Annotated in this window: 22 protein-coding genes and 1 pseudogene; 6 read left to right on the top strand and 17 right to left on the bottom strand. The window is 68.1% G+C overall.

The window, feature by feature from the left end:
- Window positions 1-142 precede the first annotated feature (142 nt).
- Window positions 143-832 (top strand): DUF5753 domain-containing protein, encoded by a 690-nt coding sequence (locus ACX28W_RS38090; protein WP_459004684.1) that lies wholly within the window; start codon window positions 143-145, stop codon window positions 830-832.
- Window positions 829-1,032: a DUF397 domain-containing protein gene (locus ACX28W_RS38095; protein WP_459004685.1), complete on the top strand. Its 204-nt coding sequence runs from the start codon at window positions 829-831 to the stop codon at window positions 1,030-1,032. Before ACX28W_RS38090 ends, ACX28W_RS38095 begins: the two co-directional genes overlap by 4 nt.
- A 315-nt stretch (window positions 1,033-1,347) precedes the next feature.
- Here the strand turns inward: ACX28W_RS38095 and ACX28W_RS38100 are convergent, their stop codons facing one another.
- Genes ACX28W_RS38100 through ACX28W_RS38110 form a run of 3 tightly spaced genes read right to left on the bottom strand, consistent with a single transcriptional unit; the run spans window position 1,348 to window position 3,661 of the window.
- The gene (locus ACX28W_RS38100) at window positions 1,348-2,055 is read right to left on the bottom strand and encodes a hypothetical protein (protein WP_459004686.1); all 708 of its coding nucleotides are present in this window, start codon (window positions 2,053-2,055) and stop codon (window positions 1,348-1,350) included.
- A complete protein-coding gene (locus tag ACX28W_RS38105) occupies window positions 2,052-3,335 on the bottom strand; it encodes a putative T7SS-secreted protein (protein WP_459004687.1) in 1,284 nt (427 codons plus the stop codon). Before ACX28W_RS38105 ends, ACX28W_RS38100 begins: the two co-directional genes overlap by 4 nt.
- A complete protein-coding gene (locus ACX28W_RS38110; protein WP_459004688.1) occupies window positions 3,335-3,661 on the bottom strand; it encodes a hypothetical protein in 327 nt (108 codons plus the stop codon). Before ACX28W_RS38110 ends, ACX28W_RS38105 begins: the two co-directional genes overlap by 1 nt.
- Before the next feature lie 541 nt (window positions 3,662-4,202).
- Here ACX28W_RS38110 and ACX28W_RS38115 point away from each other — a divergent pair.
- Entirely contained in the window at window positions 4,203-4,499 is a 297-nt protein-coding gene (locus tag ACX28W_RS38115; RefSeq protein ID WP_459004689.1) for a hypothetical protein, read from the top strand.
- 465 nt (window positions 4,500-4,964) lie between these two features.
- Here the strand turns inward: ACX28W_RS38115 and ACX28W_RS38120 are convergent, their stop codons facing one another.
- Together ACX28W_RS38120 and ACX28W_RS38125 are read right to left on the bottom strand one after the other, a co-directional pair.
- On the bottom strand, window positions 4,965-5,270 hold the full coding sequence (locus tag ACX28W_RS38120; RefSeq protein ID WP_459004690.1) for a hypothetical protein: 306 nt from the start codon (window positions 5,268-5,270) through the stop codon (window positions 4,965-4,967).
- Window positions 5,271-5,567: 297 nt separating this feature from the next.
- Window positions 5,568-6,083 (bottom strand): hypothetical protein, encoded by a 516-nt coding sequence (locus ACX28W_RS38125; protein WP_459004691.1) that lies wholly within the window; start codon window positions 6,081-6,083, stop codon window positions 5,568-5,570.
- 511 nt (window positions 6,084-6,594) lie between these two features.
- Here ACX28W_RS38125 and ACX28W_RS38130 point away from each other — a divergent pair.
- Complete coding sequence (locus tag ACX28W_RS38130) at window positions 6,595-7,716, top strand: IS630 family transposase (RefSeq protein WP_404749088.1); 1,122 nt, start codon at window positions 6,595-6,597, stop codon at window positions 7,714-7,716.
- 848 nt (window positions 7,717-8,564) lie between these two features.
- Here ACX28W_RS38130 and ACX28W_RS38135 read toward each other — a convergent pair.
- The 3 genes from ACX28W_RS38135 to ACX28W_RS38145 all read right to left on the bottom strand — a co-directional run bounded on the left by ACX28W_RS38135 (window position 8,565) and on the right by ACX28W_RS38145 (window position 11,269).
- A complete protein-coding gene (locus tag ACX28W_RS38135; protein WP_459004692.1) occupies window positions 8,565-9,167 on the bottom strand; it encodes a TetR/AcrR family transcriptional regulator in 603 nt (200 codons plus the stop codon).
- A 48-nt stretch (window positions 9,168-9,215) separates the two neighbouring features.
- The gene (locus ACX28W_RS38140) at window positions 9,216-10,211 is read right to left on the bottom strand and encodes an NADP-dependent oxidoreductase (protein ID WP_459004693.1); all 996 of its coding nucleotides are present in this window, start codon (window positions 10,209-10,211) and stop codon (window positions 9,216-9,218) included.
- 131 nt (window positions 10,212-10,342) lie between these two features.
- Window positions 10,343-11,269 carry an NADP-dependent oxidoreductase gene (locus ACX28W_RS38145; protein WP_010982638.1) on the bottom strand — a complete coding sequence of 309 codons (927 nt, stop codon included), beginning with the start codon at window positions 11,267-11,269 and terminating at the stop codon, window positions 10,343-10,345.
- A 136-nt stretch (window positions 11,270-11,405) separates the two neighbouring features.
- On the opposite strand from ACX28W_RS38145, the gene ACX28W_RS38150 reads away from it, so the two are divergent.
- The gene (locus tag ACX28W_RS38150) at window positions 11,406-12,449 is read left to right on the top strand and encodes a GlxA family transcriptional regulator (RefSeq protein WP_459004694.1); all 1,044 of its coding nucleotides are present in this window, start codon (window positions 11,406-11,408) and stop codon (window positions 12,447-12,449) included.
- A 72-nt stretch (window positions 12,450-12,521) separates the two neighbouring features.
- Here the strand turns inward: ACX28W_RS38150 and ACX28W_RS38155 are convergent.
- The 7 genes and pseudogenes from ACX28W_RS38155 to ACX28W_RS38185 all read right to left on the bottom strand — a co-directional run.
- Window positions 12,522-12,653 (bottom strand): annotated as a pseudogene (locus tag ACX28W_RS38155) (IS630 family transposase); the annotation flags it as partial.
- Between the two features lie 83 nt (window positions 12,654-12,736).
- Window positions 12,737-14,638: an ATP-binding protein gene (locus tag ACX28W_RS38160; protein ID WP_459004695.1), complete on the bottom strand. Its 1,902-nt coding sequence runs from the start codon at window positions 14,636-14,638 to the stop codon at window positions 12,737-12,739.
- 82 nt (window positions 14,639-14,720) lie between these two features.
- The gene (locus tag ACX28W_RS38165) at window positions 14,721-15,047 is read right to left on the bottom strand and encodes a hypothetical protein (RefSeq protein WP_362074750.1); all 327 of its coding nucleotides are present in this window, start codon (window positions 15,045-15,047) and stop codon (window positions 14,721-14,723) included.
- 37 nt (window positions 15,048-15,084) lie between these two features.
- Window positions 15,085-15,936, bottom strand: coding sequence for an immunity 49 family protein (locus tag ACX28W_RS38170; protein WP_459004696.1), 852 nt, complete (start codon window positions 15,934-15,936; stop codon window positions 15,085-15,087).
- An 86-nt stretch (window positions 15,937-16,022) separates the two neighbouring features.
- A complete protein-coding gene (locus ACX28W_RS38175) occupies window positions 16,023-16,874 on the bottom strand; it encodes an immunity 49 family protein (protein ID WP_459004697.1) in 852 nt (283 codons plus the stop codon).
- Complete coding sequence (locus ACX28W_RS38180; RefSeq protein WP_459004698.1) at window positions 16,855-22,158, bottom strand: toxin glutamine deamidase domain-containing protein; 5,304 nt, start codon at window positions 22,156-22,158, stop codon at window positions 16,855-16,857. Before ACX28W_RS38180 ends, ACX28W_RS38175 begins: the two co-directional genes overlap by 20 nt.
- Before the next feature lie 621 nt (window positions 22,159-22,779).
- A complete protein-coding gene (locus tag ACX28W_RS38185) occupies window positions 22,780-23,436 on the bottom strand; it encodes a hypothetical protein (RefSeq protein WP_459004699.1) in 657 nt (218 codons plus the stop codon).
- Between the two features lie 107 nt (window positions 23,437-23,543).
- Between ACX28W_RS38185 and ACX28W_RS38190 the strand changes: the two genes are divergently transcribed.
- Entirely contained in the window at window positions 23,544-23,972 is a 429-nt protein-coding gene (locus ACX28W_RS38190) for a hypothetical protein (RefSeq protein WP_459004700.1), read from the top strand.
- A 72-nt stretch (window positions 23,973-24,044) separates the two neighbouring features.
- On the opposite strand, the gene ACX28W_RS38195 is transcribed toward ACX28W_RS38190, so the two are convergent.
- On the bottom strand, window positions 24,045-24,362 hold the full coding sequence (locus ACX28W_RS38195) for a DUF397 domain-containing protein (protein ID WP_459004701.1): 318 nt from the start codon (window positions 24,360-24,362) through the stop codon (window positions 24,045-24,047).
- Between the two features lie 160 nt (window positions 24,363-24,522).
- Window positions 24,523-24,924, bottom strand: a complete 402-nt coding sequence (locus tag ACX28W_RS38200; RefSeq protein ID WP_459004702.1) for a hypothetical protein — start codon at window positions 24,922-24,924, stop codon at window positions 24,523-24,525.
- Window positions 24,925-25,056 lie beyond the last annotated feature (132 nt).

Consider the following 25,056-nt stretch of genomic DNA (forward strand, 5'->3'; position numbering starts at 1 on the left):
GCCCCGAAAAGACCGCACCACACAAACGCAGAGTCCCCGTCAGCAAACCGACGAGGACTCATGAACGATCGAGGCTAAGGGGAAGATCAGCCGCCTTGAGAATGGTCACGTGCCGGTCCGCGCACCAGACCTGGACGCCCTTATGCGTGCATACAAGATCGAAGATCAGGAGACGCGCGATCGCCTCAATGCTCTGGCTCGAAAGGCCAATCGGCGCCGCCGAGACGGCTGGTGGCACCAATACGGTTCCGTGCTCGGTGACGCCTACCGGGATCAGATCGAGTTGGAAGCCATCTGCGAACGCGTTCGGACGTACGAAGTCCAGCTCGTTCCCGGGCTCTTGCAGACTGCCGAGTACGGGCGCGCAGTGACCGTCGCTTCACGTGCTTGGCGGACCGCCGAGGAGATTGATCAGTTCGTCGAGGTGCGGCTTGCCCGACAGCGACGGCTGACAGACACGGAACCCCTCGAATTCTGGGCGGTGCTGGCCGAAGGGGTTTTGCGCCAGCACGTTGGAGGCCCGTCGGTAATGTGTGCACAACTGGAGCACCTCCTCACGATGGCGGAGCTGCCCCACATCACCGTCCAAGTCATGCCGTACTCGCGCGGTGCGCACTCGGGTATGTTCGGTCCGTACCTGGTGCTGAGCTTCCCGCGGGTCGCCTCGCTCGATCTCGTACTCACAGAGACTCCGACGGGCAACATCTGGGTGGAGCGGGAACACGAAGTCGCTTACTACCGCGCCCTCTTCGACGACGCACGCACTGCTGCGATGCCGCCGACGGAATCGCTCGCGCTGATCGATCGCATCGCGAAGGAGTACCGACCTTGAGTTGTGAAGACCACATACCGACCGCCGTCGCGGAAGCAGTCTGGCGCGCGAGCAGCTACAGCGGTGGGCAGGGCAACTGCGTGGAGATCGCCGACGACTTCCCCGGAGCAGTCCCCGTACGCGACAGTAAGCGCCCAACCGGCCCCGTGCTCGCCTTCAGCCACCACGCTTGGAGCGCCTTTCTCAACCACCTGCGGTGACTCGACCGTACGCGACCACCGTCCCGATTCCGCCTGTCGGGATAACCGCCGATGCCGCCTGCAACGTGCGGATCGGCGAGCCCGGGGCGGGAGATGACTGTCGGCACCGAGAGTGCGTGGGACAGCATTTGGCGGTTGCCCCACCGTGGTTGCGGGTCAGGGGAAGCAAGCGGATTTCCCTGACCGATGAACGACCCGCAGGTACGAATCATGTCTTCTTACGGCTCGTCATCTTGCCCACCGGTCTATTGCATCAGGGAGATGTCGGCTTCGACGGAAACTGCGGAACGGCACTTCCGTCACGGTTATCCGCGCTCATCCGAAATCATCAATTATCGCCTGCGCAGCGGAACCGGAAACCGTGACCACCGAGTCGTGTTCCGCCCCCGCTGTTTCCGGGCTGGTGAACGTGAGGGTACGTGCCGTACCGAGCAGCACGCTACGGTAGTCGTCGGCGAGCTCGACCGCCGCCGTCACCAACTGCACGGTGATGATCGAAGAACTGCGGGTGTCCGGTATCGCCACTGTTCCCTGCCAGATCGTACCCTCCAAGGGTTCCTCCTGGCCTTCAGGAGGGACACCCGGGGCCACTGTCTTACGTACCCGCTCGAACAAGAACCCCGTCCCGATGGGTAGTTCAAAGGGCCGCATGCCGTTGTCGGCACTTCCTCCCGCACTGTCGGTCACCATTCCGGCAAGGGCGAGCTTGGGACTTGCTCCCAGAGACGGAATGGCTGAAATCGTGAGAACCGACAACGAAGGATTCCCACTGGCATCAGGGTGCATGCCGAGCGCGCACGTCGCCACCGGTTGCTTCTGCAGCATCATCACGACCGTGGCATGGAGACGGAATATTTGGTCGGCCCGGTCGCGAACATCATTGGGAAGTGCACTGATTTGTCGGGCTAGTTCTTCCAGTCCCTCAGGCGATGGATTGAGATCCAGTTCCAGATACCCGTGGGGGAGCCCGTACCAGAAAACCGGCTTCGACTCGGTGCTCGCATCGCCGAGGTTGTTGGTCACAGCCGGATACTCCCCGCGAGTTCAGCGATATCAGTGCCGAAGAGTCCAAGCGTGTCCTTCGCGCCGGACAGCGCCACTCCCGCCTTGGTGGACTCTGTGGAGTCGTGGCCGATGCCGTCATCGGGCAGCAACCCGAGAGTCTCTGCTGAGGAGACCGAGTTCGCGGCCGCGTTGACACCGTTGAGGGCCCAGTCGCGCATCTTGGTGGGGCTGGTGGCGACGTCCACGGCCCTGTCCCAGTTGACGGCCTTCACTTCGCTCGCGAAGGAACTGGCCTTGGCACCCAGCGACATGGTCTCACCACTCTCCCTGGCAACCGCAGCCGCCAGGCCCACTTCGCTTCCCGCCCTGGCCAGCACACCGACTCCCGGTACCACCCCGAGGGTGTCGCCGATAGCGGAACCCCAAGCAGTCAGACCTGCCTTCCACCCGTGCTCCCCCATCAGTGAATCTCTGAAGTCCTCACTCGCGAGGTTCTTTCCCAGTGCCGCGGCACTGGCAACGACTGCAATAGCAGCAAAAGCAGGGGCAAGCGGGGTGGGGAAGAGTGCCAGCAGGCCGGCGATGGCACCAATGGTTCCCGCATGGTCCAGCAGGAACTGGCCGACATTCTTGAGTGCGTTCCCGATTCCCTCAAGGGTCTTGCTGAACCACCCGGGTTCCTTTGGCGCGAGTTTGTCGTCTGCCTCGTCGAGCTTGTCGGCGATAGTGTCGGCCCGATCCTTGTGTTCCGTCTCCAGCGCGCGGGCCTTGGCGATGACGTCCTCGTACGCCTCGTTGGCCTTGTTCAGCTGGGTGGTCGCCTCATTCAGGGTGCGCTCGGCCGCGCGCAGGCGTGCCGTCGCGGCGTCGGCCTCATGCTGGCTGGGGAACTCCTGCCCGGCGAGTTGGAGGTCGGGGTGCCGGGCGGCTTCGTCATGCTGCTGCTTCGCCTTCTCCGCAGCGGTCTTCTTCTCCCCCGCGTCCTCGTCGTATTTCTTCGCCAGGTCGCGGTGGGAGGAGAGGTCTCCGTTCCAGACATCGAGCCACGCCGCGGCCTTCTGCAGCGAATGGGCCGCGTTCTTCATGTACTCCGGCAGTTCACCGTCCAGCGCCTCCCGGAAGGCATCCGCCGCGTCTCCCTCCCAGTGGGCGCTCTCACCGAGCAGCCTCTCGACCTGGCGGTGGGAGCTGTCCAGCGAGGCTGCCGCGGCCTTCACCTTCTGCTGCAGCGCGGCAACCTCACCGGGTAGGCCAGGCACCGGGTTCCAGCCGAGGCTCGGATACGGGTTCGCAGCCATCAGTCCTTCCCCCCGCCACCCGAAGTAGATGATTCCGCCATCTGCTTCAAGGTTCTTCCCAGATTCTCCTCGAATTCTTCGTAACTCAGCTTGTTGGCTTTCACGCCCTTACTGATTTCGCCGATCATTTCGCTCAACTGCTCGGAGCCGTACTTCCATCTCTCCTGGAATGTGTCGCACGCTTTATCCAACCGCGGCGTCCCGATCTCGGCGGCGCGGACATGTGAGAGCGCCTTACGGGCTTCGTCGAGGTCCTTCACCGCCTGTTCCAACGTTTTGACGAATCTGTCCAGTTGATCGAGGTCGACCTTGAAGTGGTCCGCCACCGAGCGCCCCCATAGCGACAGAAGAAGGGAAATTCAACGCAAGACGGGCAGATGGATCTTCCCAGGCACTGCCCACCGAGGCGGCAGCTTATATACGAGTAGAGTCTTGTGTCGATTACGCTCAGGCGGCGAGCTCCCGCGGACCCATGCGGCGTGATGTCAACATCCTGTGAGCTCTCGGAACCGTACTAGAGGAGAACCTGTGAACGAGAGCGGTACGGGCGTTCCCTTCGATAAGCGCGAGACGCCAGCGAATCAGGGTAGCGTCAACGTCCCGGCCCCTCCAGGTAAATGTGCCTTCGAACACCCTGGAACACGGGCTGCCTGGGAGAAGGCGTGGCGCAAAGGGAAGGGACGTCTCAGGATCTGGCACTTCTTGTACGCCCTGTCCTGGGTTGCGTACCTGGTGTATTTTCCCAATGCCTCAAGTGCAGACGAGGAGGGAAGGGCTGCCGGAGCAATCGTCCTGGCAACATTTTGCTATCTGGCGCTTGTCTACCTTCATCGCGACCGGACGGCATGCCTGAAGCGCATCCGGCGCGTGCTCGAGAATCATCCGTGGCAGCTCATCCCGGCAGCGCACAGGCCCTCCGGCATCAAGGACGTCATGGGTGTGCCCGTCCAACTGCGGTATCACGAGGGCGAGGAGCTGACCGGTCTTATGTCCGCGAGGAACCCGCTCCACCGACGCCGCTGGCCCGAAGAGCTGGAGCAAGGCGCCTGGTACGCCGGTGGTGTCTGGCAGGAACAGGGCGCCAGCACGAGGGGATTCGGTGTCCTCACCATCCCGGGCGGTGGCGAGCTCATGGAAGTATCGCGCCGGGCGGGGGTGCGGTAAGGCTTTTACGACAAGCTCAGGCCGGGATGGCGTCGTGGGCCGGTTGATCGACGCATGACCGGCGTTGGGCACTCCTGGTCGTATCGCCGCTGTGGTGGCCTGCCTCCGTGGAAAAGTCGCTCGGCGCCGCTGCACGATCGGACCGCTGATTCCGGCCGCCTGGATCGTCCAGAAGGCGCTGAAGGGGGCGACAGGGCTCGTGGTCGCTGTGCCACGCTGCCGTTGACGTTTGTACTGGCGTCCCTGGAGAGCTCGCAACGCGATCGGCTTGCCGTGCCAGGGCGCTGGCGGCTTCGGTCGGCCTGATGAGGGCGGGGTCTTTCGGTCGGCCCTCGCCGCGATGATCCCGGCAGGGCCCTCCGTCAGCGCGCTCTCCGACAGCATCCTGTTTTGGCGTCTTACGGCGTTTCGCCCTGTCCGCGTCCGCCTGATATGTATCGCTCGATGCCGCTCGAGGGCCCCGACTCACGCCCCGCTGCGAAGTACCACCAGCGCCGCGGTGCTCCCCAGAGCGCACGTCAGGGCGAGTGCCAAGAGTTTGCCGCTGCGGCTGCGATAGCTGCGCACGGCCGCCCATACTCCGGTGGCGCCGACGACAGCCAGGGCTCCGGTCGCCACACGCACGGCGACGTCGGAGCCCGGCAGGACGGTCGCTGCGATGCCGCCCAAGGCCACCATCGCGCTGAGGGTGCCGGCGAGCATTGCCGCGTTCCACCAGATGCGAGTTGACAGTCGCTCCCGGCTGCCGTCACCCATGTCATGCATCAGCATATGTGGCAGGCTACGCGACCGCCCGGATCGGCGTAGCCGGCGGGAGGCTCGCTCATTCGGTGCCCCCGCAGTATGCGGCTGGCAGGTTGTGCACCGGTCAGAGTTTCCAGTCGTGGCCACTGTGACGAGTCTGGCGTTGTGCCGTGCCCGAGCGCTCTGCTGCCTCTTGGCGTTCCTGTTCGATCCCGGCGTGCAGCCCTGCTTTCCGCTGAGGCACAGCGACTTGGGTCTCCGGACCGGCGCTCAGGCTACCGACCGGGCGCCAGGCGGTGGCCCGGACCGGCACCTGATGAGAAGTCAGACCTGACGGCGCTTGTTTCCGATGAGATAGGCGAGGCCCCACGCGGCGGCTGCGGCGAGCAGGAGGCCGAGCGGCGAGGACCAGTCGACTCCGCCGTCGATTTCGTTGTTCCACCAGGCCTTGGCCGGGATGAAGGGGTCGGCCTCCATCATGTCCCCGATGGCGCTGGGTGATTGGCTCTCGGCGATGATGAGCGGGACGGCGTTGGTGAAGCCGAAGAAGGCGCCGAGCGCGGCGATGACGGCCCCACCGATATGGGCGCCATTGCTGCGGTGCCCCATGAAGCCGACCAGGCAGCCGACTATGGCTCCGTTGACCAGTGCGTGGGCCAAGTAGAGGGTGTGGGCCGTGGTGAGCGACTGCTCTTTGTACGTGGCCAGGATGAGACCGCTGTAGAGCAGCGAGACGATGACCGAGCTGAAGAACCCGAGGAAGACCGCGCCGACCGGATGACCGCTTGCGTTCGGCTGCTGCCCGAAGGGGGGCGCCTGGAACGGTGGCGCGAGGTGCATCGGATGAATCGGTTGCGCCGGCGGCTGCCCGGGGGTGGGCGGCATTCCCGGGTACGCCGGGGGCTGGCCAGGCGCGGGCGGCGGTCCGAACCCCGGTGGCTGTCCAGGGGCAGGTGGCGGTCCGAACCCCGGTGGCTGTTGCGGCGGGGCGGGCTGGTTGTAGGGGTTGTAGGGGTTGTAGGGATTCTGCGGTGGCTGCGGTGGCTGCGGTGGCTGTGGCGGTTGGAACGGCGGTTGGCTCATTGATTTCCCACGGAGTGAACTGGTAAAGGCAGCAAGCTATCAGTGAGATCAGGAGGGGGCCGTCGGAGCTGGAGCGGGCCGCGTGAAGGGCGCTGAGGGTCATGTTTGGCAGGGCGCGGGCTGCGGTGAGACCCCGTGGCGCGTCGGGTTGTGTCCGGTACGACGCTGTCGCCGGGTGCGTCTAGTGCTGTGACCGCATAGGTTCGCCGGGTCGGCGGTCGTGGCGGTTGCATGTGCGGTGACATCCGATCCGACCGCTGGAGGCGCGGTGGCCGAGCCCGTCCGTGTGCGCAGACTGACCGACCACGAGGGGCAGAAGCTGCAGCAGATCGTGCGCCGGGGCAGCACGAGTTCGGTGCGCTACCGGCGGGCGATGATGCTGCTGGCCTCCGCTGGAGGAAAACGGGTGCCGGTGATCGCACAGCTGGTGCAGGCCGACGAGGACACCGTCCGGGATGTGATCCACGCGTTCAACGAGAAGGGCCTGGCCTGCCTGGACCCTCGGTGGGCGGGAGGCCGTCCCCGCCAACTCAAGTCTGACGAAGAGGACTTCGTCGTCCAGACGGCCACCACCCGCCCGGTCAAGCTCGGCCAGCCTTTTACTCGCTGGTCACTGCGCAAGCTCGTCGCCTACCTGCGCAAAGTCCACGGCCGGGTGATTCGCATCGGCCGTGAGGCGTTACGGTGCCTGCTCGCCCGCCGCGGCGTCACCTTCCAGCGCACCAAGACCTGGAAGGAGTCCCCGGACCCCGAACGGGAGACGAAGCTGGACCGTATCGAGCACGTCCTGGACCGCTTCCCGGACCGGGTATTCGCCTTCGATGAGTTCGGCCCACTCGGGATCCGGCCCATCGGCGGCAGCTGCTGGGCCGAACAGACCCGGCCCGACCGGCTGCCGGCCACCTACCATCGCACCCACGGCGTCCGGTACTTCCATGGCTGCTACTCGGTGGGCGACGACCGTCTGTGGGGCGTGAACCGCCGCAAGAAGGGTGCCGGGAACACGCTGGCCGCGCTGAAATCGATCCGCGCCGCCCGGCCCGACGGCGCACCGATCTACGTGATCCTGGACAACCTGTCCGCCCACAAGGGCGCCGACATCCGCCGCTGGGCAAAGAAGCACAAGGTCGAGCTGTGCTTCACCCCGACCTACGCCTCCTGGGCGAACCCGATCGAGGCGCACTTCGGACCACTGCGGCAGTTCACCATCGCCAACTCCCACCACCCCAACCACACCGTCCAGACCAGGGCCCTGCACTCCTACCTCCGCTGGCGCAACGCCAATGCCCGCCACTGCGACGTCCTGGCCGCCGAACGCAAGGAACGCGCCCGCATCCGCAGCGAGAAAGGCACCCGATGGGGCGGACGCCCCCTCACAACCGCAGCCTGATCCAACCCGGCGAACCTACGCGGTCACAGCACTAGATCGCTGCCGTTGCGGCTCCGTAGGGCGACACGGCGGTCGGCCCACCGGCCGGCCAGGGCGCGGTAACCGTCCCACTTCTGTTATGCGCTGTTGAGCTGTCCACGGACTATCGTCCAGCGTCATGTCGATCACCGGTTGGCGAGCACGGGAGTTCAGCTCCCTGTTGGCCGATCTCGGTGAGGGGTTGGATGATCTGGGGGGTGCCCGAGGGGCAGCCGTTCCTGATCAGTCCGGCGGGCGTGTACGACGTGGCGCTGAACCGGTATTTCTCGGTGTGGCTGGCGTCTTCGCCGTGGAACACCCAGGCCGCCCATGTCCGGGACCTGCGCACGTACTTCGACTTCCTGTGGTTCGCGCGAGGCAGGCGGGACTGGCGTGATGCGCCCATGGACGACCGGGCGGCGTTCGAGTGGTGGGGCGGTCACCTACGACTGCCATGTCTGCCGGCAGCCCTACGAGCGCCCCGACCTGGCCTCCTGCGCCACGCACGACGCGGTAGGACGGCATCATCGCGTCGAAGGCGCCCTTGAACTGCTGAATCGACCCACAAAGCCCTGACCGCACCACACGGGCCTCGACCCGGAATCCTGGGGACAGGGACTGTGCGACGGGGACTCGACGCCACGTAGGTGGGCAATTTCCGGAATCCCAGCAGCACGCGGTGGCGGTAGTCCTCCGGCCGGCCGCCCCACCCGTCCAGTCATGCCGGTATGGGTAGCAACGGCCGGATGACCTGCCATTTGGGGATTCGGGCCATGCTGCAGCCGAGGACTACCCGGATGGTCGCCTGGGCCTGAGGCTGGGGCCGCGCTTCAGCGAGGCAGCAGGACGTCGACCTGCCTGCGGATGTCCTGCACGATCTCCTCGACGCTCAAGGCGATGTTCACGCTCGCCGCCATGCTGAGGAACATCACGGCGGACACGATGTGTGCCAGCGTCGCGGCGTCGCCCTCTGCGACCCGTTCGTCTCGGCGCAGCACGGCGGCGACGGCCTCCTCGGTCTGCGCGACGATGGCGAGTGCTGCGCCGTGCCGGGGCTCCTCGGGGTCGCCGAAGACCATCTCTCGCAGGTAGGTGCGTCCGTTGTCGATCTGGGTGCGGTTGCACTCGACGATCGGCCGGACGATCGCCATCACCGCGTCCAGCACGCCTGGGACGGTCTCGGCGTCCGCCCGGCCCTGCTCAAGTGCTTCGACGTACTTGGCGTTCTGGACAAGGAGGAGGAGTTCGCCCTTGGTCTTGGCATAAAGGAACAGGGTCCCGGTGCCGATGTCGGCCTTGTCGGCGATCTGCTGGGTCGTGACCTCATCGACGCCGTGTTCGGCGAACAGCTCACTGGTGGCAGCGACGATGCGGTCGAGTTTTTCCTGCTTGTTCCGCTCGCGCCGTCCGACCGACTGGGAGGCGACAGACATGGGTGGTGTCCTCATGCGTTCTGTGTCGCCCGTCGCGGTTGCGGCGGGTCAGCTGTGGCCGATGACGGCCTTGCCGCGGATGCCACCCTGGGACAGGGACTGCAGCGCCTGCGGGGTCTGGTCGAAGCCGACCACCTTTCCCACGACCGGACGCACCACGCCCTGGTCGATGAGAGTGGTGATCTGGCGGAGCTGGTCGCCGCTGGCGCGCATGAACAGGAACTCATACGTCACGCCGAGCTTCTTGGCCTGCCTGCGGATCTTGCCGCTCATGCCTGCGACCGCCAGGCGCAGCAGCGGGTTCAGGCCGGCCTCGCGGGCGAACGCGGGGTCCGGGGGGCCGGCGATCCCGATGGCTTTGCCGCCGGGCTTGAGCACCCGCAGGGACTTCTCGAGAGTCTCCCCACCGAGGCTGTCCAGCACCAGGTCGTAGCCGGTCAGAAGCTGCTCGAAGTCCTGGGTGCGGTAGTCGATCACCGTGTCCGCGCCGAGCGCGCGCACGAAGTCCGCGTTGGAACCGCTGGCGGTCGTGGCGACGCTCGCGCCGAGGTGCGCGGCGAGCTGGATCGCGATCGAACCGACCCCGCCGGCCCCGGCGTGGATGAGGACCTTCTGCCCGGGCCGCACCTTTCCGCGCTCCACCAGCGCCTGCCAGGCCGTGAGCGCCGCCAGCGGCAGCGAGCCGGCCTCTTCCATGCTGATCGAGGCGGGCTTGAGCGCCAGGTCGCCCTCCGCGACGGCGATGCGCTCGGCGAACGTGCCGATGCGGTCCTGGTCGGGCCGGGCGTAGACCTCGTCTCCGGGCCTGAAGCCGCGAACCGCCGTCCCGACGCTGATGACGGTGCCCGCGACGTCGTTGCCCAGGATCAGCGGCAGCTTGTAGGGCAGGATCTGCTTGAACTCACCGGCGCGGATCTTCTCATCCAGCGGGTTCAGCCCGGCGGCCTCCACCCGCACAAGCACGTCATGCTCCCCCACGGTGGGCTCGGGGACGTCCGCCTCCTGCAGCGGCTCCTTGTACTTGGTGACGACGAACGCTCGCATGGGGCGCCTCTCCTTGTCTTCATCCTATTTATCCAGGCGTGAGGCCAGATCAGAATCGGTCGGTCCCGGGGCTCCAGTCCCGCTCCACCTGCCCGCAGCCGACCCGGCCGGGGCGGCCGGGGCGGCCGGCGTCAGGCGACGCTCAGGACGATCTTCCCGGTGGTGCGGCCCTGCTCGCCGATCTCGTGCGCCTTCGCGGCCTCGGCCAGCGGGACGACGGTCTCGACCACGGGCGTGAGCGCGCCCCGCTCGGCCAGGGCGGCGATCTCGCGCAGACCCAGGTGGTCGGGCTCGACCAGCATCCACACCGCCCGCACGTGGCCGGGGACGTCGGCGGGGACGTCGTCGGGGCCGGGCAGGGTGATCAGCCGGCCGCCCGGGCGCAGCACCGTCAGGGACCGCTCGGCGTTCTGGCCGCCGAGCCCGTCCAGCACCACGTCCACGTCCCCGACGGCGTCCTCGAAGCGGACCGTGCGGTAGTCGATCACCTCGTCGGCGCCCAGCTGCCGCAGCAGGTCGTGCTTGCCGGCGCTGGCCGTGCCGATGACGTACGCGCCGCGGGCCTTGGCGATCTGCACGGCCAGGTGGCCGACCCCGCCGGCCGCCGCGTGCACCAGCACCCGCTCACCGGCGCGCACCCCGGCGGTGTCCACCAGGGCCTGCCAGGCGGTCAGCGCGGCCAGCGGCAGCGCCGCCGCCTGCACGTGGGTGAGGTTCGCCGGCTTGGGCGCGAGGTGGCGGGCCGGGGCGACGACGTACTCGGCGTAGGCGCCGGCCTGCCGCGGGAACAGCGGCATGCCGTACACCTCGTCCCCGGGGCGGAACATCCCCACGCCCGGTCCGACGGCCTCCACGGTGCCGGAGACGTCCCAGCCGACCGCCGGGACCTCGCCCCACTCGATCAGGGCCCCGCTGGCCCGGGTCTTGAAGTCCACCGGGTTCACACCGGCCGCGTGGACCCGCACCAGGACCTCGTTCAGTCCCGGCTCGGGCCGGGCGACCTCACGCTCCACGAGCACCTCCGGTCCGCCCCACTGCTCCACGACCACCGCACGCATGCTGTCCGCCTCACTCTTTTCCGTCTTGATCGGATACCGGCCGCCCGGGCCCTTCCCGGCGCGACGCAGTCCACGATCCGGCACCCGCCCCCACCATGGTGTTGGCCGTCTGGCCACTATGTGACAGGATCTGGCCATGAGTGAGATGCAGTGGCCGTGCACCGACCCCCGCCCCGACCCGAGCGCCGACGCGGCCGGGCGGCACCGCATCGCCGTCCTCGCCCTGCCCGGCGTCCCGCCCTTCGAACTCGGCATCCCCTCCCGCGTCTTCGGCAGCGTCCTGGACGCCAGCTCACGCCCGCTGTACGAGGTCACCGTCTGCACCGCCGACGGCGCCCCGGTCCTCAGCGACGCCGGGTTCACCGTGCAGCCCGCGGCCGGTCCCGAGGCCCTGGCCGCCGCGGACACCGTGATCGTCCCGCCCACGCACGCCATGCCCGAGCTGGGCCGCGGCGGCCCGCTGCCGCCCGAGGTCACCGCGGCCATCGCCGGCATCCGGCCCGGCACCCGCCTGGTGTCCATCTGCACCGGCTCCTACGTCCTGGCCGCCGCGGGCCTCCTCGACGGCCGGCCCGCCACCACCCACTGGCACCTCGCCCCCGAGTTCCGCCGCGCCTACCCCCGCGTCAAGGTCGACGAGGAGGTCCTTTTCGTCGACGACGGCGACGTCCTGACCTCCGCGGGCGTCGCCGCCGGCGTCGACCTGTGCCTGCACATGATCCGCCGCGACCACGGCGCCGCCGCCGCCAACCGCGCCGCCCGCATGTGCGTCGTCCCGCCCTGGCGGGACGGCGGCCAGGCCCAGTACATCGACCGCCCGGTGCCCGAACCCACCGTCGCCACCACCACCGCCACCCGCGCCTGGGCCCTGGAACACCTCGGCGAACCCCTCTCCCTGAACCGCCTGGCCGAACACGCCCGGATGAGCCTGCGCTCCTTCACCCGCCGCTTCCGCGACGAGGTCGGCATGACCCCCGTGCAGTGGCTCACCGCGCAACGCCTGGAACTGGCCAAGCAGTTGCTGGAGACCACCGACCTGTCCATCGACCTGGTCGCCCACCGCTGTGGCTTCGGCTCCGCCAACTCCCTGCGCGCCCACATGCGCACCGCCTTCGGTGTCTCACCCGCCTCCTACCGCCGCACCTTCCATACCGACGACCTGGTGGAAGCGGGCGTCTGAGGACACATCAGCGCCGCACATACCCGCTCCGCGGGCCGGCCGGGATCCGCCTGATCATCCGCTGCCGGTGCCCCCTCCAGCGGAGGCCAGCAGCATCATCGCCCGCCGGTAGCGCACCGAACTCGTGCTGCCCCGGCGCACGATCTGCTGCAGCTTCTGCCCCTCGTGGTCGGTCAGTCTGCGCACACGGACGGGCTCGGCCACCGCGCCTCCAGCGGTCGGATCGGATGTCACCGCACATGCAACCGCCACGACCGCCGACCCGGCGAACCTATGCGGTCACAGCACTAGCGGATGCGGAGAGCTTTCGCTCCGCGCTCGGTGGCGACGAGGAGGATGCCGTAGGGGGAGAGGTCGGCGGCGGTGAAGGGTGTGTCGGACAGCAGCGTGGCCACGACTACCTCGCTCGCCCGGTCCCAGACGCGCAGGTAGTCGGCGCCGCGGCTCAGTTCCAGTGGGGCGGCAGCGCGCTCGTCCTCGGAGGGGCGCAGGACCTGCGTCAGGTCGGGGACGGTGTCGGTGCCGCCTGCGAGGCTGTGGACGAGCACCGCGGAACGATCCCCCGCGCCGGGCTCGCCGACCGGGTGCGCGCCGGGCGTGCCCGCAGGTACGACGAGGACGGCGACGGGGGTGGCCGGACCCTCAGGACGGGGCAGGCTGCCGACGGTTACGGCGGTGATACCGGGGACGGGCAGGCTCCACACGGTCTGCCAGGGCAGGTTGAGGCCGAGCCGGTGGATGGCGTCGGCGTAGTCGGGCAGGCCGTCCTCGACGAACGCGGTCTCCAGGAGGGCGGCGCGCAGCATGGCGGGTGCCTGGGTGCGGGTCAGCAGGGGGGCCGTACGCAGGTATGTGCGGGCCGGGGCGCCGAGCTCAGCGATCGGGATGGCTTCGACGGCGGCGCGTAGCGGCACCGGGTCGGCGTGTACGAACAGCCCTGGGTCCGTGAGGAGTTGGGGCAGCAGGCCCGCTTCCAGGGTGTGGCCCGCGATGTGGTCGCGTACGTAGGGGTCGGCCTTGCTCCAGGCCTGCTCCGGCACCGCCTCCAGCAGGGCCATCGCGATCTGGGTCTGAGCCGCGCGGACGTTCGGCAGACCGGCACGGATCTCGTCACCGATGGCCGGGTGCAGGAGCTGGAGCAGCGTACGTGTGCCGCCGTCCCCGTCCGACTGAAGCGATTGGACGAACGGTCCTGTCAGCGCGCTGCTGCCCGCGATGACTCCGCTCATGTCCTTGCCCGCAACGGCGTTGACGAGCCGCGCCCAGATGTCGACGGGTAGACCGTCGCCCTCCGCGAGGGCCAGGGGCGCCAGGAGGTGACGCAGTGTCTGCGGGTCGGCTCCGAGGCGGCGGGCGTGCAGGTCGAGTGCCTGGCCGATGGACGAGGGGAGGAGGGCATCGTCGCGCGGGGCGACGGTACCCGGACTCGTCAGGATGCTCTGCACGGCGAGTTCCACGGTGAGCGGACTGGTTCCGGCTCGGCGTCCGACTGCCTCGGCGAGAGACCGTCTCGTCGCGGTGTCGGTGGTGAACGGCATGTCCGGCGCGCCGAGTTGAGGGTTGAGCAGCGCCTCGGCCTGCAGCACCAGGCTCTGCGGGTCTGCCCACTGCGGTGCATCGAGATCGATGACCTGCACGGTGCCGACAGGGAGGCCGGCTGCGAACTCGTCTGCGAGCCGGCGAGGCATCTCCGTGAGCAGGTGGACCGTCTCGATGGCGGCGAGAGGCTTGAGTACCTCTTGCGTGAGCCGGGCCGGTTCGCCCGTAGTGCGTACTGGTCCGGCCCGGTCGACGTCCGGCACTACCACGGTCACGGGGCCCGCGAGGGCGGCCAGCTCGGTGAATACGCTCGATACGTCGTCGGCCTCCAGGCCGAAATGATCGGCGAGAAGCCAGATGACCTGGGCCGCGGTCATCCCGGCCGCCCCCGGCACGGCGGGGGCTGGCCGCTCGGGCGGCACGGTCGACGGGTGGAGGTCGTCCAGGGGGAGCCGCTTGCGGTACTCCGGGTCGCAGAGCATCAGGAACCCGGTGATCAGATGCGATCGACCGCTGCCCGGGTTCCCCGTCAGGACCAGGACGCGCGGGATGCTCGGCCACTCCGCCCGCCAGGCGGCGAGGGCGCGCAGCACTGCCGTGCGGCCGCCTATGTAGGGGTGCGGTGCGTAGCCATCGGGTGCGCCGGCCATGGGTATCAGTCCTGGTTGGGGTGGTGGGGCGGTCGAGGGAGAGCGGTGCGGAGGGGCTTGCCCGGGTGGGCCTGCCCGGCCGTCACGTGTTGCGCGTGCGGTTCTTCCGGTACAGCGCGATGGCCTGCTCGATCGGGTAGTTGGGGACGGTGACGGTTTCACCGGTCTCCTTCGACACCACGATCTTGGCTCCGCCGGGTGGGGCGGGTTGGGGGCGGCCGGTGGGGTCGGTGCGGGGTGGGAAGACTGCGTACACCAGGTAGCCGATGTCGAACTCGTGGACCTGGAGCTCGGCAGGGGTGCCGTCGGGGAGTTTGGGTTGGGCGTAGCGGGTGCGGACGATTTCGATGGCCTGGTCCGGGGTGGTCGGTGGGCCTTGCGGTGCTGGGGCTGGGATGTCCGGAGCCATGTGCTGCCTTTCTGCTGCTTGGCGTGTGTGGCTGGGGCTACGTGCAGAATTCGTTGATCCGCGCGCCGGCGATGAGGTGCTTGGGGAGGTATTCGGACTCGACGGTGATGGTGAAGCCGGCCTGAGCGGCGAGGCAGGTGACGGCCAGTGGGCCCAGGGCGATGAGGCCTTGGGCGGTCAATTCGCGGTCCTCGTTGCGGGTCCAGTAGTCCTTGTGCCATTCCAGGGCCTTGGCCAGTTCGGCGTTGAACTTGTCCTGGTCGCCGCGGGCGAGTTGGGTGAGGAGGTTCATTGGTGGATACATGATTTGGAGGACGCCGTCGCGCGGTGCGTGTCGCAGGGCGGCGGGGTCGGTTCCGTCGACCGCGGCCACCAGTTTGTCGCCGAATTCGGGGCGCTTGAGCCAGTAGGCCTGCAGTGCTTCCGCCCAGTGGTAGATGTACTCGTCGAAGACGCCGTCGGCTTGCCGAAGTTGTGAGGCCGGGAACTGGCACAGTTCGGTCATTCGCTTTTTCTCGCGGCAGACGCAGGCGAGCCAGAAGGCGTTGAGCCAGTTGCCGGCGTGAGCGCGGGGCAGGGCGCCGGCGCGGATGGTCCGCATCTCGTGACCGATGCGGCACTCGATGCTGTCGGTTGTGGCCTGGGCCGACGCGAATAGGGCGGAGCCGACCTGCATGGCGGTGACGCAGGCTTCCCAGGTCTCGAGCTTGTCGGCCTCCGGGTCCAGGACGCAACGCAGGCCGAGGAGGTTTATGGCGTCAGCCAGAACATTTGAGAACCACGAAGGTTCTTTGTGTAGGCCTTCAACGTCCTCCCAGAAGTCCTCGGTATGGGATTCGAGAATCCTCGGAACATTTCGCGTCGGGAATTCATGTCGCGGAATTCGCATCGCTTTCCTTCTCCAACCTCCTTTCTGATGTTGAACTCGTAGACGTTCAGTTCGGCAGGGTGCCGTGGGGGAGCTTGGGCTGAGGACTACGTTGGGAATTCGTTGATCCACGCGCCGGCGATGAGGTGCTTGGGGAGGTATTCGGACTCGACGGTGATGGTGAAGCCGGCCTGGATGGCGAGGCAGGTGAGGGCCAGCGGGCCCAGGGCGATGAGGCCTTGGGCGGTCAATTCGCGGTCCTCGTCGCGGGTCCAGTAGTCCTTGTGCCACTCGATGGCCTTGGCCAGTTCGGCGTTGAACTTGTCCTGGTCGCCGCGTGCCAGCTGGGTCAGGAGATTCATGGGTGGATACATGATCTGGAGGACGCCGTCGCGCGGTGCGTGCTGTAGGACGGCGGGGTCGGTTCCGTCGACCGCGGCGACCAGTTTGTCGCCGAATTCGGGGCGCTTGAGCCAGTAGGCCTGCAGTGCTTCCACCCAGTGGTAGATGTACTCGTCGAAGACGCCGTCGGCTTGCCTGAGTCGTGCGACGGGGAACTGGCACAGTTCCGTCATGCGCTTCTTTTCGCGGCAGACGCAGGCGAGCCAGAAGGCGTTGAGCCAGTTGCCGGCGTGAGCGCGGGGTAGGGCGCCGGCGCGGATGGTCCGCATCTTGTGGTCGATGCGGCATTCGATGCTGTCAGTTGTGGCCTGGGCTGACTCGAAGAGGGCGGAGCCGACCTGCATGGCAGTGACGCAGGCTTCCCAGGTCTCCAGCTTGTCGGCCTCCGGGTCCACGGCGCAATGCGTGCCGAAGATCTGGATAGCAGAAGCCAGAACGTTCGAGAACCCCGACGGTTCGTCCTGTAGATACTGAACCTTGCGCCAGAACCTATTGGCACTGGATTCGAGGACCGACGGGACATTTCGTGTCGGGAATTCATGCCGCGGAATCTGCATCGCTTCTCTTCTCTGCTTCCGTTCTGATGTCGAACTGCTTCATCTCGTAACCCTGGTGCTCGCCTCCGGAGGAGTTTCCCTTGACGAGTATGTACTTGATCCGCGGTGGGTTCGCGTTCAGGGCCTCGTCGAGGGCGTCTGCCAGTTGCCCCTCTGCCTTGGCGGCCGCCAATTCGTCATCTGTCTTGGCACTGAACTCGTTCCGGAGGGCGCGAGTCTCCATCTCATGCAGGATCGTCTCAAAGTACGCGCGAGTGCCCTGACGGACCTTCGGTACGCCAGGACTCGGCGCATCCTGCCCGGCCTGGTCCTCGTTCTGCGCACCGTCACCCTGCTCCTGGCTGGGATCGCCCGGGGCAGCGGTCTGGTCCGAACTCTGCTCCGGCGCGAGCCCTCGCCGGTCGCCGAGCCCGGCTTCCAGTGAGCCCTTGGCCTCCACAACGACGAACTGGGGTGGGTCGGTGCTTGGATCCATCCAGACCTGGTCGAACCGGTTGTTGCCCATGGCTCGATCGTCGACGCGGTGGTAGTCCTCGAAGTGCCGGGGCATCACGTGGAACTCAGCGACCGCCTCGCCGTAGTCCTCACTGGCTCGCGTCATCTTTCCGTGCAGAGGGCTGTGCTTTGCGTCGGCTTCCTCGAACTTCTTCAGGTTCTCGGGCGTCTTGTTCGCTTCATAGGCGTCCTTGGCCGCCTTCCGGTCCTTGTGGGGCTGGCTGTCCGCGTTGATCGCGTCCTGGCGGGCCTTGGCGGCCTCGTCGAGCCGCTCCAGGTTCTCCTTGGAGATCTCCGTGTCCCGCTCACCCGAATCCGCGCCCTCGTCGATGTACGACTCCGGATCGGCGTCCGGTGCGTCGTTGGCCAGCATCCAGGGGGTGTTGGGATCGTTCGTGGGATGCAGCTGGGGGACTGGACGGCCGTCCTCGGCAGGCGCTGTCACACTCCGGCGGTAGCCGCTCCTCGGGTGGTAGTACTTCTCGAACCAGGCTTTGTTCTTCGGGTCGTCCGAATTGGCGCGCGCGAGCATGTCCAGATCGCGCTGCCGACGGCTTTCCTGGTCGTTGGCGTCGGGGGTGCTGCCCGCGGGCTCCGCAGGACCGGAAGGGCGATCCGGGCTCGCCGACTGGGAATTCCGCGTTGGGTTCTCGGCCGCGATGTCGCCGTACAGCGGCTTCTTCCCGTTGACGGAGTCCTTGACATAGCCGGCCGCATCCGCGTTCTTGCCGTCCGGCAGGCTCTCGCGTGTGGGGACCGCGGAGTCCCTGGTCATGTCGGTCGGGCGGTCGCGACGGTCGTCGGCCGGCGACTGATTCGGGTCGTCGGGACGTGTCTGGTCCGGGGTCTCGGACCGGTCCTTGTCCGGCGAATCCGACCGCGGATCATCGACATGACCGGAGTGCGTCTCGTCCGGTCGCGGCGGGGTGTTCGGGCGCTGGCTGTCTGGGCGCTCGTTGGTCTCCGGCCTCTTCTGCGCAGGAGTGTCCCGATGCGGATCCGAGGTGCGGGGATCGGACGTACGCGGATCCGCAGTGCGCGGGTCGGTGGTCCGGGGGTCCGCGGTCTGCTGGTGCGGAGTGGACGTGCGCGGGTCCGTGGGTGTGGTGGTCTGCTGAGGCGCGTCCCGGTTGGTGGTGGGGTCGTTCGGGGTGTCCGTCGCAGTCCGGGTCGGGGGCTTGACCTTGTCCGGCGTGCCGTTGTCGGCGTTGTCGGGTGTGGTGTGGGTGGGCGGCTGCCGGTGTTCCGAGGGGGTCTCGGAGGAGGGCGACTGCTGAGGTTGCGGCTGCTGCCGCGGATCAGCGTTGCTGTCGTCCGGGGAAGGCTGTCGGCTTTCCGGAGTGCCTTGGGAGGGCTCCCGGCCATCAGGCGTGCTGTCCGGTTCGGACGGGTTGTTGGTCTCGGTTCGGGGTCGGCCGTTCTCGTTTGCAGGCTCGCCGTTCGTCGGGTCCGGCGTCGTATTTGTCGGGTCTGGCGACGTGCTCGGGTCGGCCGTCGACGGCTGTGCGGGGTCCGCATTGTTCGGTGCGTCTGGGGTTGCCGGGTCCGCAGACTTGGGGGAGTTGGTTCCCGTGTCCGTGTCGTCGCCCGAGACGTCGCTCTGCGGGTTCTGGTTGTTCTCCGGCTGCGCGTTGTTGTCGGAGTTCTCCGGCTGGGACTCGTCGTTCTGCTGGTTCTGCGACTCGTCGTTCTGGCTCTCGGAGTCGGTGGCGTCCGGCTGGGTGAGGTCTATCGGGTTGCGGTTGGCGTCCAGCGGGATGTGCCAGACGTGTTCCGCGTTGTCGATGTGGAGCGGCTCGTTGCTGACCTCGCCGCTCTGGGTGTCGATCCAGACGATGTTGCCGTCGTGGTTGACGACGTTGAAGGCGTGGCCGCCCCCGCCGGGCCAGTCGACCTGGACGATGGCCGCCGAGCCGGGGCCCGCTTGCTGGAGGACCGACGCGATGTTGTTGGCGGTGTCGGGGTCGTTGCCGGGGCCGGCGTAGGTGTGTGCGGCGCCCGTCCAGCGGATCTGGTTCTCGTTGGCGTTGTCCTCGGGGGACCAGGGGTCGGGGTTGCCGTGTTCGTCGGTGTCGAGGGTGCGGGGGGCGGAGACCTGGGGGTTGCCGTACCAGGTCTCCAGGAAGGAACGGGAGCAGTCGGCGCAGTTGTTGCTGCGGCCGGGGACTTCGTTGCCGCCGTCGTTCTGGAGCTGGGTCCAGGGGCCGAAGGGGTCGGGGAAGCGCTCCGGGGTGCCGTCTTCGTTGTGCGGGACCGCGTCGGCCAGTGCCTGCTGGTCGTCGGGGTCTGGTTCGGAGAGGCCTCCCGGGTAGTGGTCCAGGTCGCCGCGGATGTCCTCCAGACTGTCCTGCTGCGGGTGTTGCTGGTTCTCGGGGGACCCGGTGTCGGCCTGGGGCGAGCCCGGCGGCTGCGGCGTGGCCGGGGTCGCGTGTGACGGTGGCGTCGAGGAACTCGGTGTGGTGATGACGGTGTGGATCGGGACCGCTGTCACCTGCTGTTGCTGTTGATGCTGCGGGTTGGGCGGTGTGTTCTGCGGCGGCGTGTTGGGCTGCGCGGCCGGCTGCTGCGGGGTGTTGGGGGTGTTAGGGGTGTTGGGCGTGCTGCCCGCGGGCTGGTGAGGCGGCCTTGCGGGGGTGGAGCCGGTGCCCGGCTGGTTCTGGGTGCCCGGTGTGCCGGGGGTGCTCGTGACGGCGGTGGGGCCGGGCTGTGTTGAAGCGTTCGGGGTGTTGCTGCTCGGCGTCGAGGCGCGCTCCGGTCCGGCGCTGGACGACGTCGAGGGCGTCGTCGTCGGGGTGCTCGTGGACGGGGTGCTCGTGGACGGTGATGCGGTCCTGGAGGGAGTCGACTGGGCCGGGTTCTGGCTCGGGCTGCTCGTACTCGGGGTCTGGCCCGGGGTGTGGGTACGGGTGCCGCCGGTCGGGTCCGGCGTGTTGCGGGTCGGGGTGCCGTCGCCCGGCGTTGTACCAGGGGTGTTCCGGGGCGGAGTGCGGTCCCCCGGCGTTGTACCAGGAGTGTTCCGGGGCGGAGTGCCGTCGCTCGGGGTCGTACCCGGGGTCCGCTGGGTCGGTATTCGACCGTCCGGCGTGCCAGGCGTACGACCGTCCGCCGGACCGGGAGTGCGGCCGTCCGGCGTCGGGGTCGGGGTGCTCCGGGGCGTCGTAGGCGACGTGGGGCTCGGGGTGGAGGCAGGTCCGGTTCCCGTGGGGGAGGGCGTACCGGCGGAAGGGTTCCTCGCCGCGCCCGAGTTGGGGGTCGGGCCGGTCGGGCTCGTGGCGGAGGGCGTGCTGCCGGACGTACTCCCGGTGTGGTGCGAGCCGGCCGTGCCACCCGCGGTGGAGGACGCCACGGGCGACGTCGGTATGGCCGAGCCGCCATCCGCGCGGCCCCCGGTACCCGCGGGGGACGGGTCGCTCGTCGTCGGCGTGGGAGCCGCGTTGGACTGGGTGGGGACGCTGGCGGCCAGGCTGTCGATCGAGGTGCCGATCGTGCCGCCCCCTGGCGAGGACGACGTAGCGCCGGATGATGCGGGGGTGGGCGCGGACTGGGCGGTCGGTGAGGAGAGGCCGGAGACGGAAGAGCCGCCGCTGCTTCCCGATGGGCCGGACGTGCTCGGACTGCCGGAGGAGCTGTTGGTGTCCGGAGCGCTGGGCGAGGCTCCGCCGGGCGTGGGGTCGTCGAAGTCCGACAAAGACGGCCCTGACAGTGACGGCGTCGGCCTCGAGTACGGCGTGTCCGAGGAAGACGGACTCTCCCCGGAACCGGAACCGGAACCGGAACCCGAGCCGGAGTTGGGGCCGGCACCCACATCCGGTGTGCCGGTGCCTGCGCCGCCGGCGTCGGCGGATATCCCGCCGCCTATGTTCGAGCCGACATCGGTGCCTGTGCTCGTACGCGTAGAGGTGGAGGAGTCCGATCCCGACGAGCTTGAATCCGAAGAGGAGTCGGAACTCCCCGAGTCGGAGTCGCCGCTGTCCCGGCTCCCGCTGCCACCGTCTCCGCCATCGCCATTGCTGCCCGGCATCCCCGACGACCCGTTGTACCCGTCAATGCGGCTGTCGATCGCGTGGTGGGCGCGGTCGCCCGCCTTCTTGCCGAGGCTGTCGCGCACCCCCTCGGCCAGGGTCTGCGGGGTCTGCTTGAGGGCGTCCAGGCCGCCCTGGGCGCCGGCCTTGGCGGTGTGGGCGAGGTCGTACCCCTGCTGGGCGCCGAAGCCGACGTTCACCGTCTGCCGGACGAGGTCGGTGATGATCGCCTCGATCGCCGAGACCGCGGGCTCCTTCATCGCCTCCACGATCGCCTCGACCAAGGCCTGTTTGAGCTCGTCGAGGAGGCGGCGCACGATCAGGCGGGCGGCCTGGGTGGCGCCGAGCGCGCCGACCTCGGACAGGCCGAAGGTGAAGGGCGCGGCGGCCTGGGCGGCGATGATCTGGATGGCCAGGGCGATCAGTTGGGCTATCACCGCCCATTTGGCGAACTCGACGAGGTACGCGCAGGCCTCCATCACGTTCGCGATGATGTGGGCGGCCTGGGCGGCGTTCGCGAGGTAGCCGTCGGAGCCGCCTCCGCCGTCGAACTTGGCGTACGTCTTGCTGAACGCGTCGATCGACTGGCCGGCGTTGTGGGCGGTCACCGTGCGGGCGCTGGCGTTCGCCGAAGTGTGCAGTCCGGTGACGTCGTCGCCGAACTTCCGCCACAGGGCGGCCGAGTCTCTGAGCTTGTCCTCGTCTGCCGTCGGCCAGTTGTAGCCGAGCATCTGGAGAACCCATTCGAGCTCGTCCGGCAGCATCATCGACACAGCAGAAAGCACCCCCGTCAGACAACACGGCCGTACAACTCCCTCACTCATCAAGGGAAACCACATAGCTGTACAGCCGTGCGCACAGCTTACGGACTCACCCGCAGGCAACTTCAGAGGGTTGCTGTCACAAATCTGTTGCAGGTCACCGCTGTTGCCCGGAGCGGCAGCCCGCGGCACGGCTGCCGATGCGGTTGCCGATGTGATGACGTCACGGCGTACGGCCCTGAGTGCGCTGCCGGTGTCTCCAGCGTCGGTTCGGCCAGTGGCCCGCCGCGCGCTCGGAGGCCGACTCCGGCGAGGCTCTGCCAGGGGACGACGTTTTGAATGTTTCCGTTTGCGACCCACAGGCCGGTGTGGTCGACGAGGAGCCTGGTGCGGCGATTCGCCCAGTTGGCGATGAACAGGAACACGCCGAGAAACACCGAGCGCCAACATGAATACGAGGCCCGCGTACGCCGCGACGCTGCGCGAAGTTGACGGGGTGCAGGCCATTCTCCGGCGTCAGCCGGGTCGCCGCCCGGGTCAGACGAATTAGCTGACCAGGAACCCGGGTCAGACGTAGTAATCGACCAGGAACCCGGGGCAGACGAAGTAACTGACCAGGAACCCGGCTCAGACGAAGTAACTGACCAGGAACGACACCCCGGCCCCCACAAGCCCCACCCCGATCATCCCGATCACGACCGGCCGCGTCACTCCCCGCCCCGCCGCCTCCCACGCCGCGTCGAACGAGATACGGCTCCGGCCGAACGGAGCGAAACCGGTGAGGAGACAGAAGGCGCCGAGGCCCGTGAGGAGCCAGCCGCCGAAGAAGGCGCCGAACCAGCGCCATGCCCGGTCCATTCCGGTCTGGACGTAGTCGGCATCCGTCGCGGTGTCCGTCGACGGCGGGTCCGTCTGCTGGACCGACAGTTCGGTGCCCTGCGCAAAGCGTTGCCTGACCTGCACCGCGGCGTTGGCGTCCGTGCTCTTGCCGTCATCGGAGGCGAAGGTGCCCTCGCAGCGGACGGGGCGGCGATTCTTGCGGCTGCTACGGGAGGCGTTGTTCGGGTAGCTCACGTCGCAACGTTCCACCGTCAGGGTGCCGTGCGTGCCCGCCCAACCCGCCGCGTACGCCCCCTCGTACGCGCCGAATCCGCTCAGGGCGAGACCCGCGAGAAGGAAGACCAGCCCGCCCGCGCGCCCGAGGCGGCCGAAGGCCCGTCCGACGAGGCCGGCGAGGGAACGGTCGGTTCCGGTGCCTTTTCCTGTGCCTTGCGTTCGAGCCATGACGATGCGGTCCTTCTCCTCTTCGGCAGTGGGGGTCAGCATGGCATCTGTGCGTGACAGGAGATACTGCGAGTGCCGAGAGGTAACGAGCAGCGAGGAGAAGCGAGATGGCCAGGCAACCCGAGAACTCACCGAACCCGCAGGGCTCTTCGCCGGACCGCGGTGTGCTGGACGAGGCACTCGAACCGGAGCAGATACGTTCTCTGAACTCCGCCCTGCGCAAGCTGTCCGGGACCGACGGCGTCGGCAAGGACATGCAGGAGGCGGCGAAGAAGCTGCTCTCCGGCCGCCTTGCCCTGCGCGACGCCCTGGACGACCCGGCGGTGGCACGCGCCCTGGGTGGAGGCATGGAGTCTCTGCGGGGTAAGTGGGAGGCCCTGTCCGAGGAGGAGCGCGACCAGATCAGGCATGGGGAGACGCCTGCGAGCGGTGGCCCCTCCTCGGGGTCGTCCGAGCCGAGGAACTCGGAGGGGCAGGGCTCGCAGACGGCGAAGAAGAGCCAAGGGCGCCACAGCGGCGGGTTCTCGCTGTACTGACCACGGAGCGCGGCGTACGGACTTTTTCGCGTACGACGCTGATGGCCGGGCCGGCCCGGTACTGGTCGGGTACTAGTCGGCCGACACACCACCGTTGTGCGGCGCAGGTTCCAGGTCGAACTCCCCGTCCCGCGCCCCGAGTACGAACGCCCGCCACTCCGCTTCGGTGTACCGCAGCACGGTGTCGGGATCGAGGGACGAGCGCATGGCCACCGCGCCCTGAGGCAAGTACGCGATCTCGACTCGCTCCTCGTGCGACTCGGTACCGGGCGCGGAGTGCCACTCGACCCCCGAGATGTCGAGGGCATACAGCTCGTCCCGCTCCCGTTCCTTGCGTGCCTTGATGTCCTCGACCTGAGTCTCGACCTCGTTGTCCCGTGCCTCGGTCATGCTGCTGAGCCTCTTCCTGACGTGCGAACGAAGGGTGTGCCTCACCCTACTTGCGCGGGTGGCGCTCACGCTGCGGAAGGGGCAGGTCACTCACAGCCCGCAGACTCGGGTCACCCAACAGCCCCACGGACTCAGATCACCCACAGCCCACGGACTCGGCTCAGGGCTCTTGCCGACGACGCTCATGGTGCACGCCCGTCACCATCTCCACCTGGCCGTCGTACTTGGTCGTCAGGTCCCGCCAGGCGGCGTCCTCGTCGCCCTCGTTCTGCTCGTGCCGCACGCCCATCTCTGTGAAGGCCAGCCCAATCCCCGCGAGTCGTTCCGCCAGGCTGCCCATCGACTGGTACATGCCGTCACGCAGGCCCTCGTAGACGACCCCGAACTTCTCGCCGATGTCGTCGTCGCCCCAGGGCGGAGTGGCACCGCTGCCGCCCTCCAGCGCGGTCAGGCCGGTCTGCAGGGCCTGCACCGCCTTGCTGAAGTCCTGGCCGACCGTGAACATGTTGAAGCCCTCGGTCTTGAGGACCTCAGAATCGGCGCGCAGCCCATCGTTGGCCACAACTGCCCCCCGTGACTCGGCTCTTCTGAAGCAACGTCACCCTAACGGGCGTACGGTGGCCAGAACCAGACCCACCCTCCCTGCACGCACAGCAGAGGGGCGGCACCCACCCGGGTGCCGCCCCTCTCGGCG

The sequence above is a fragment of the Streptomyces sp. SD15 genome (genome assembly GCF_054462255.1).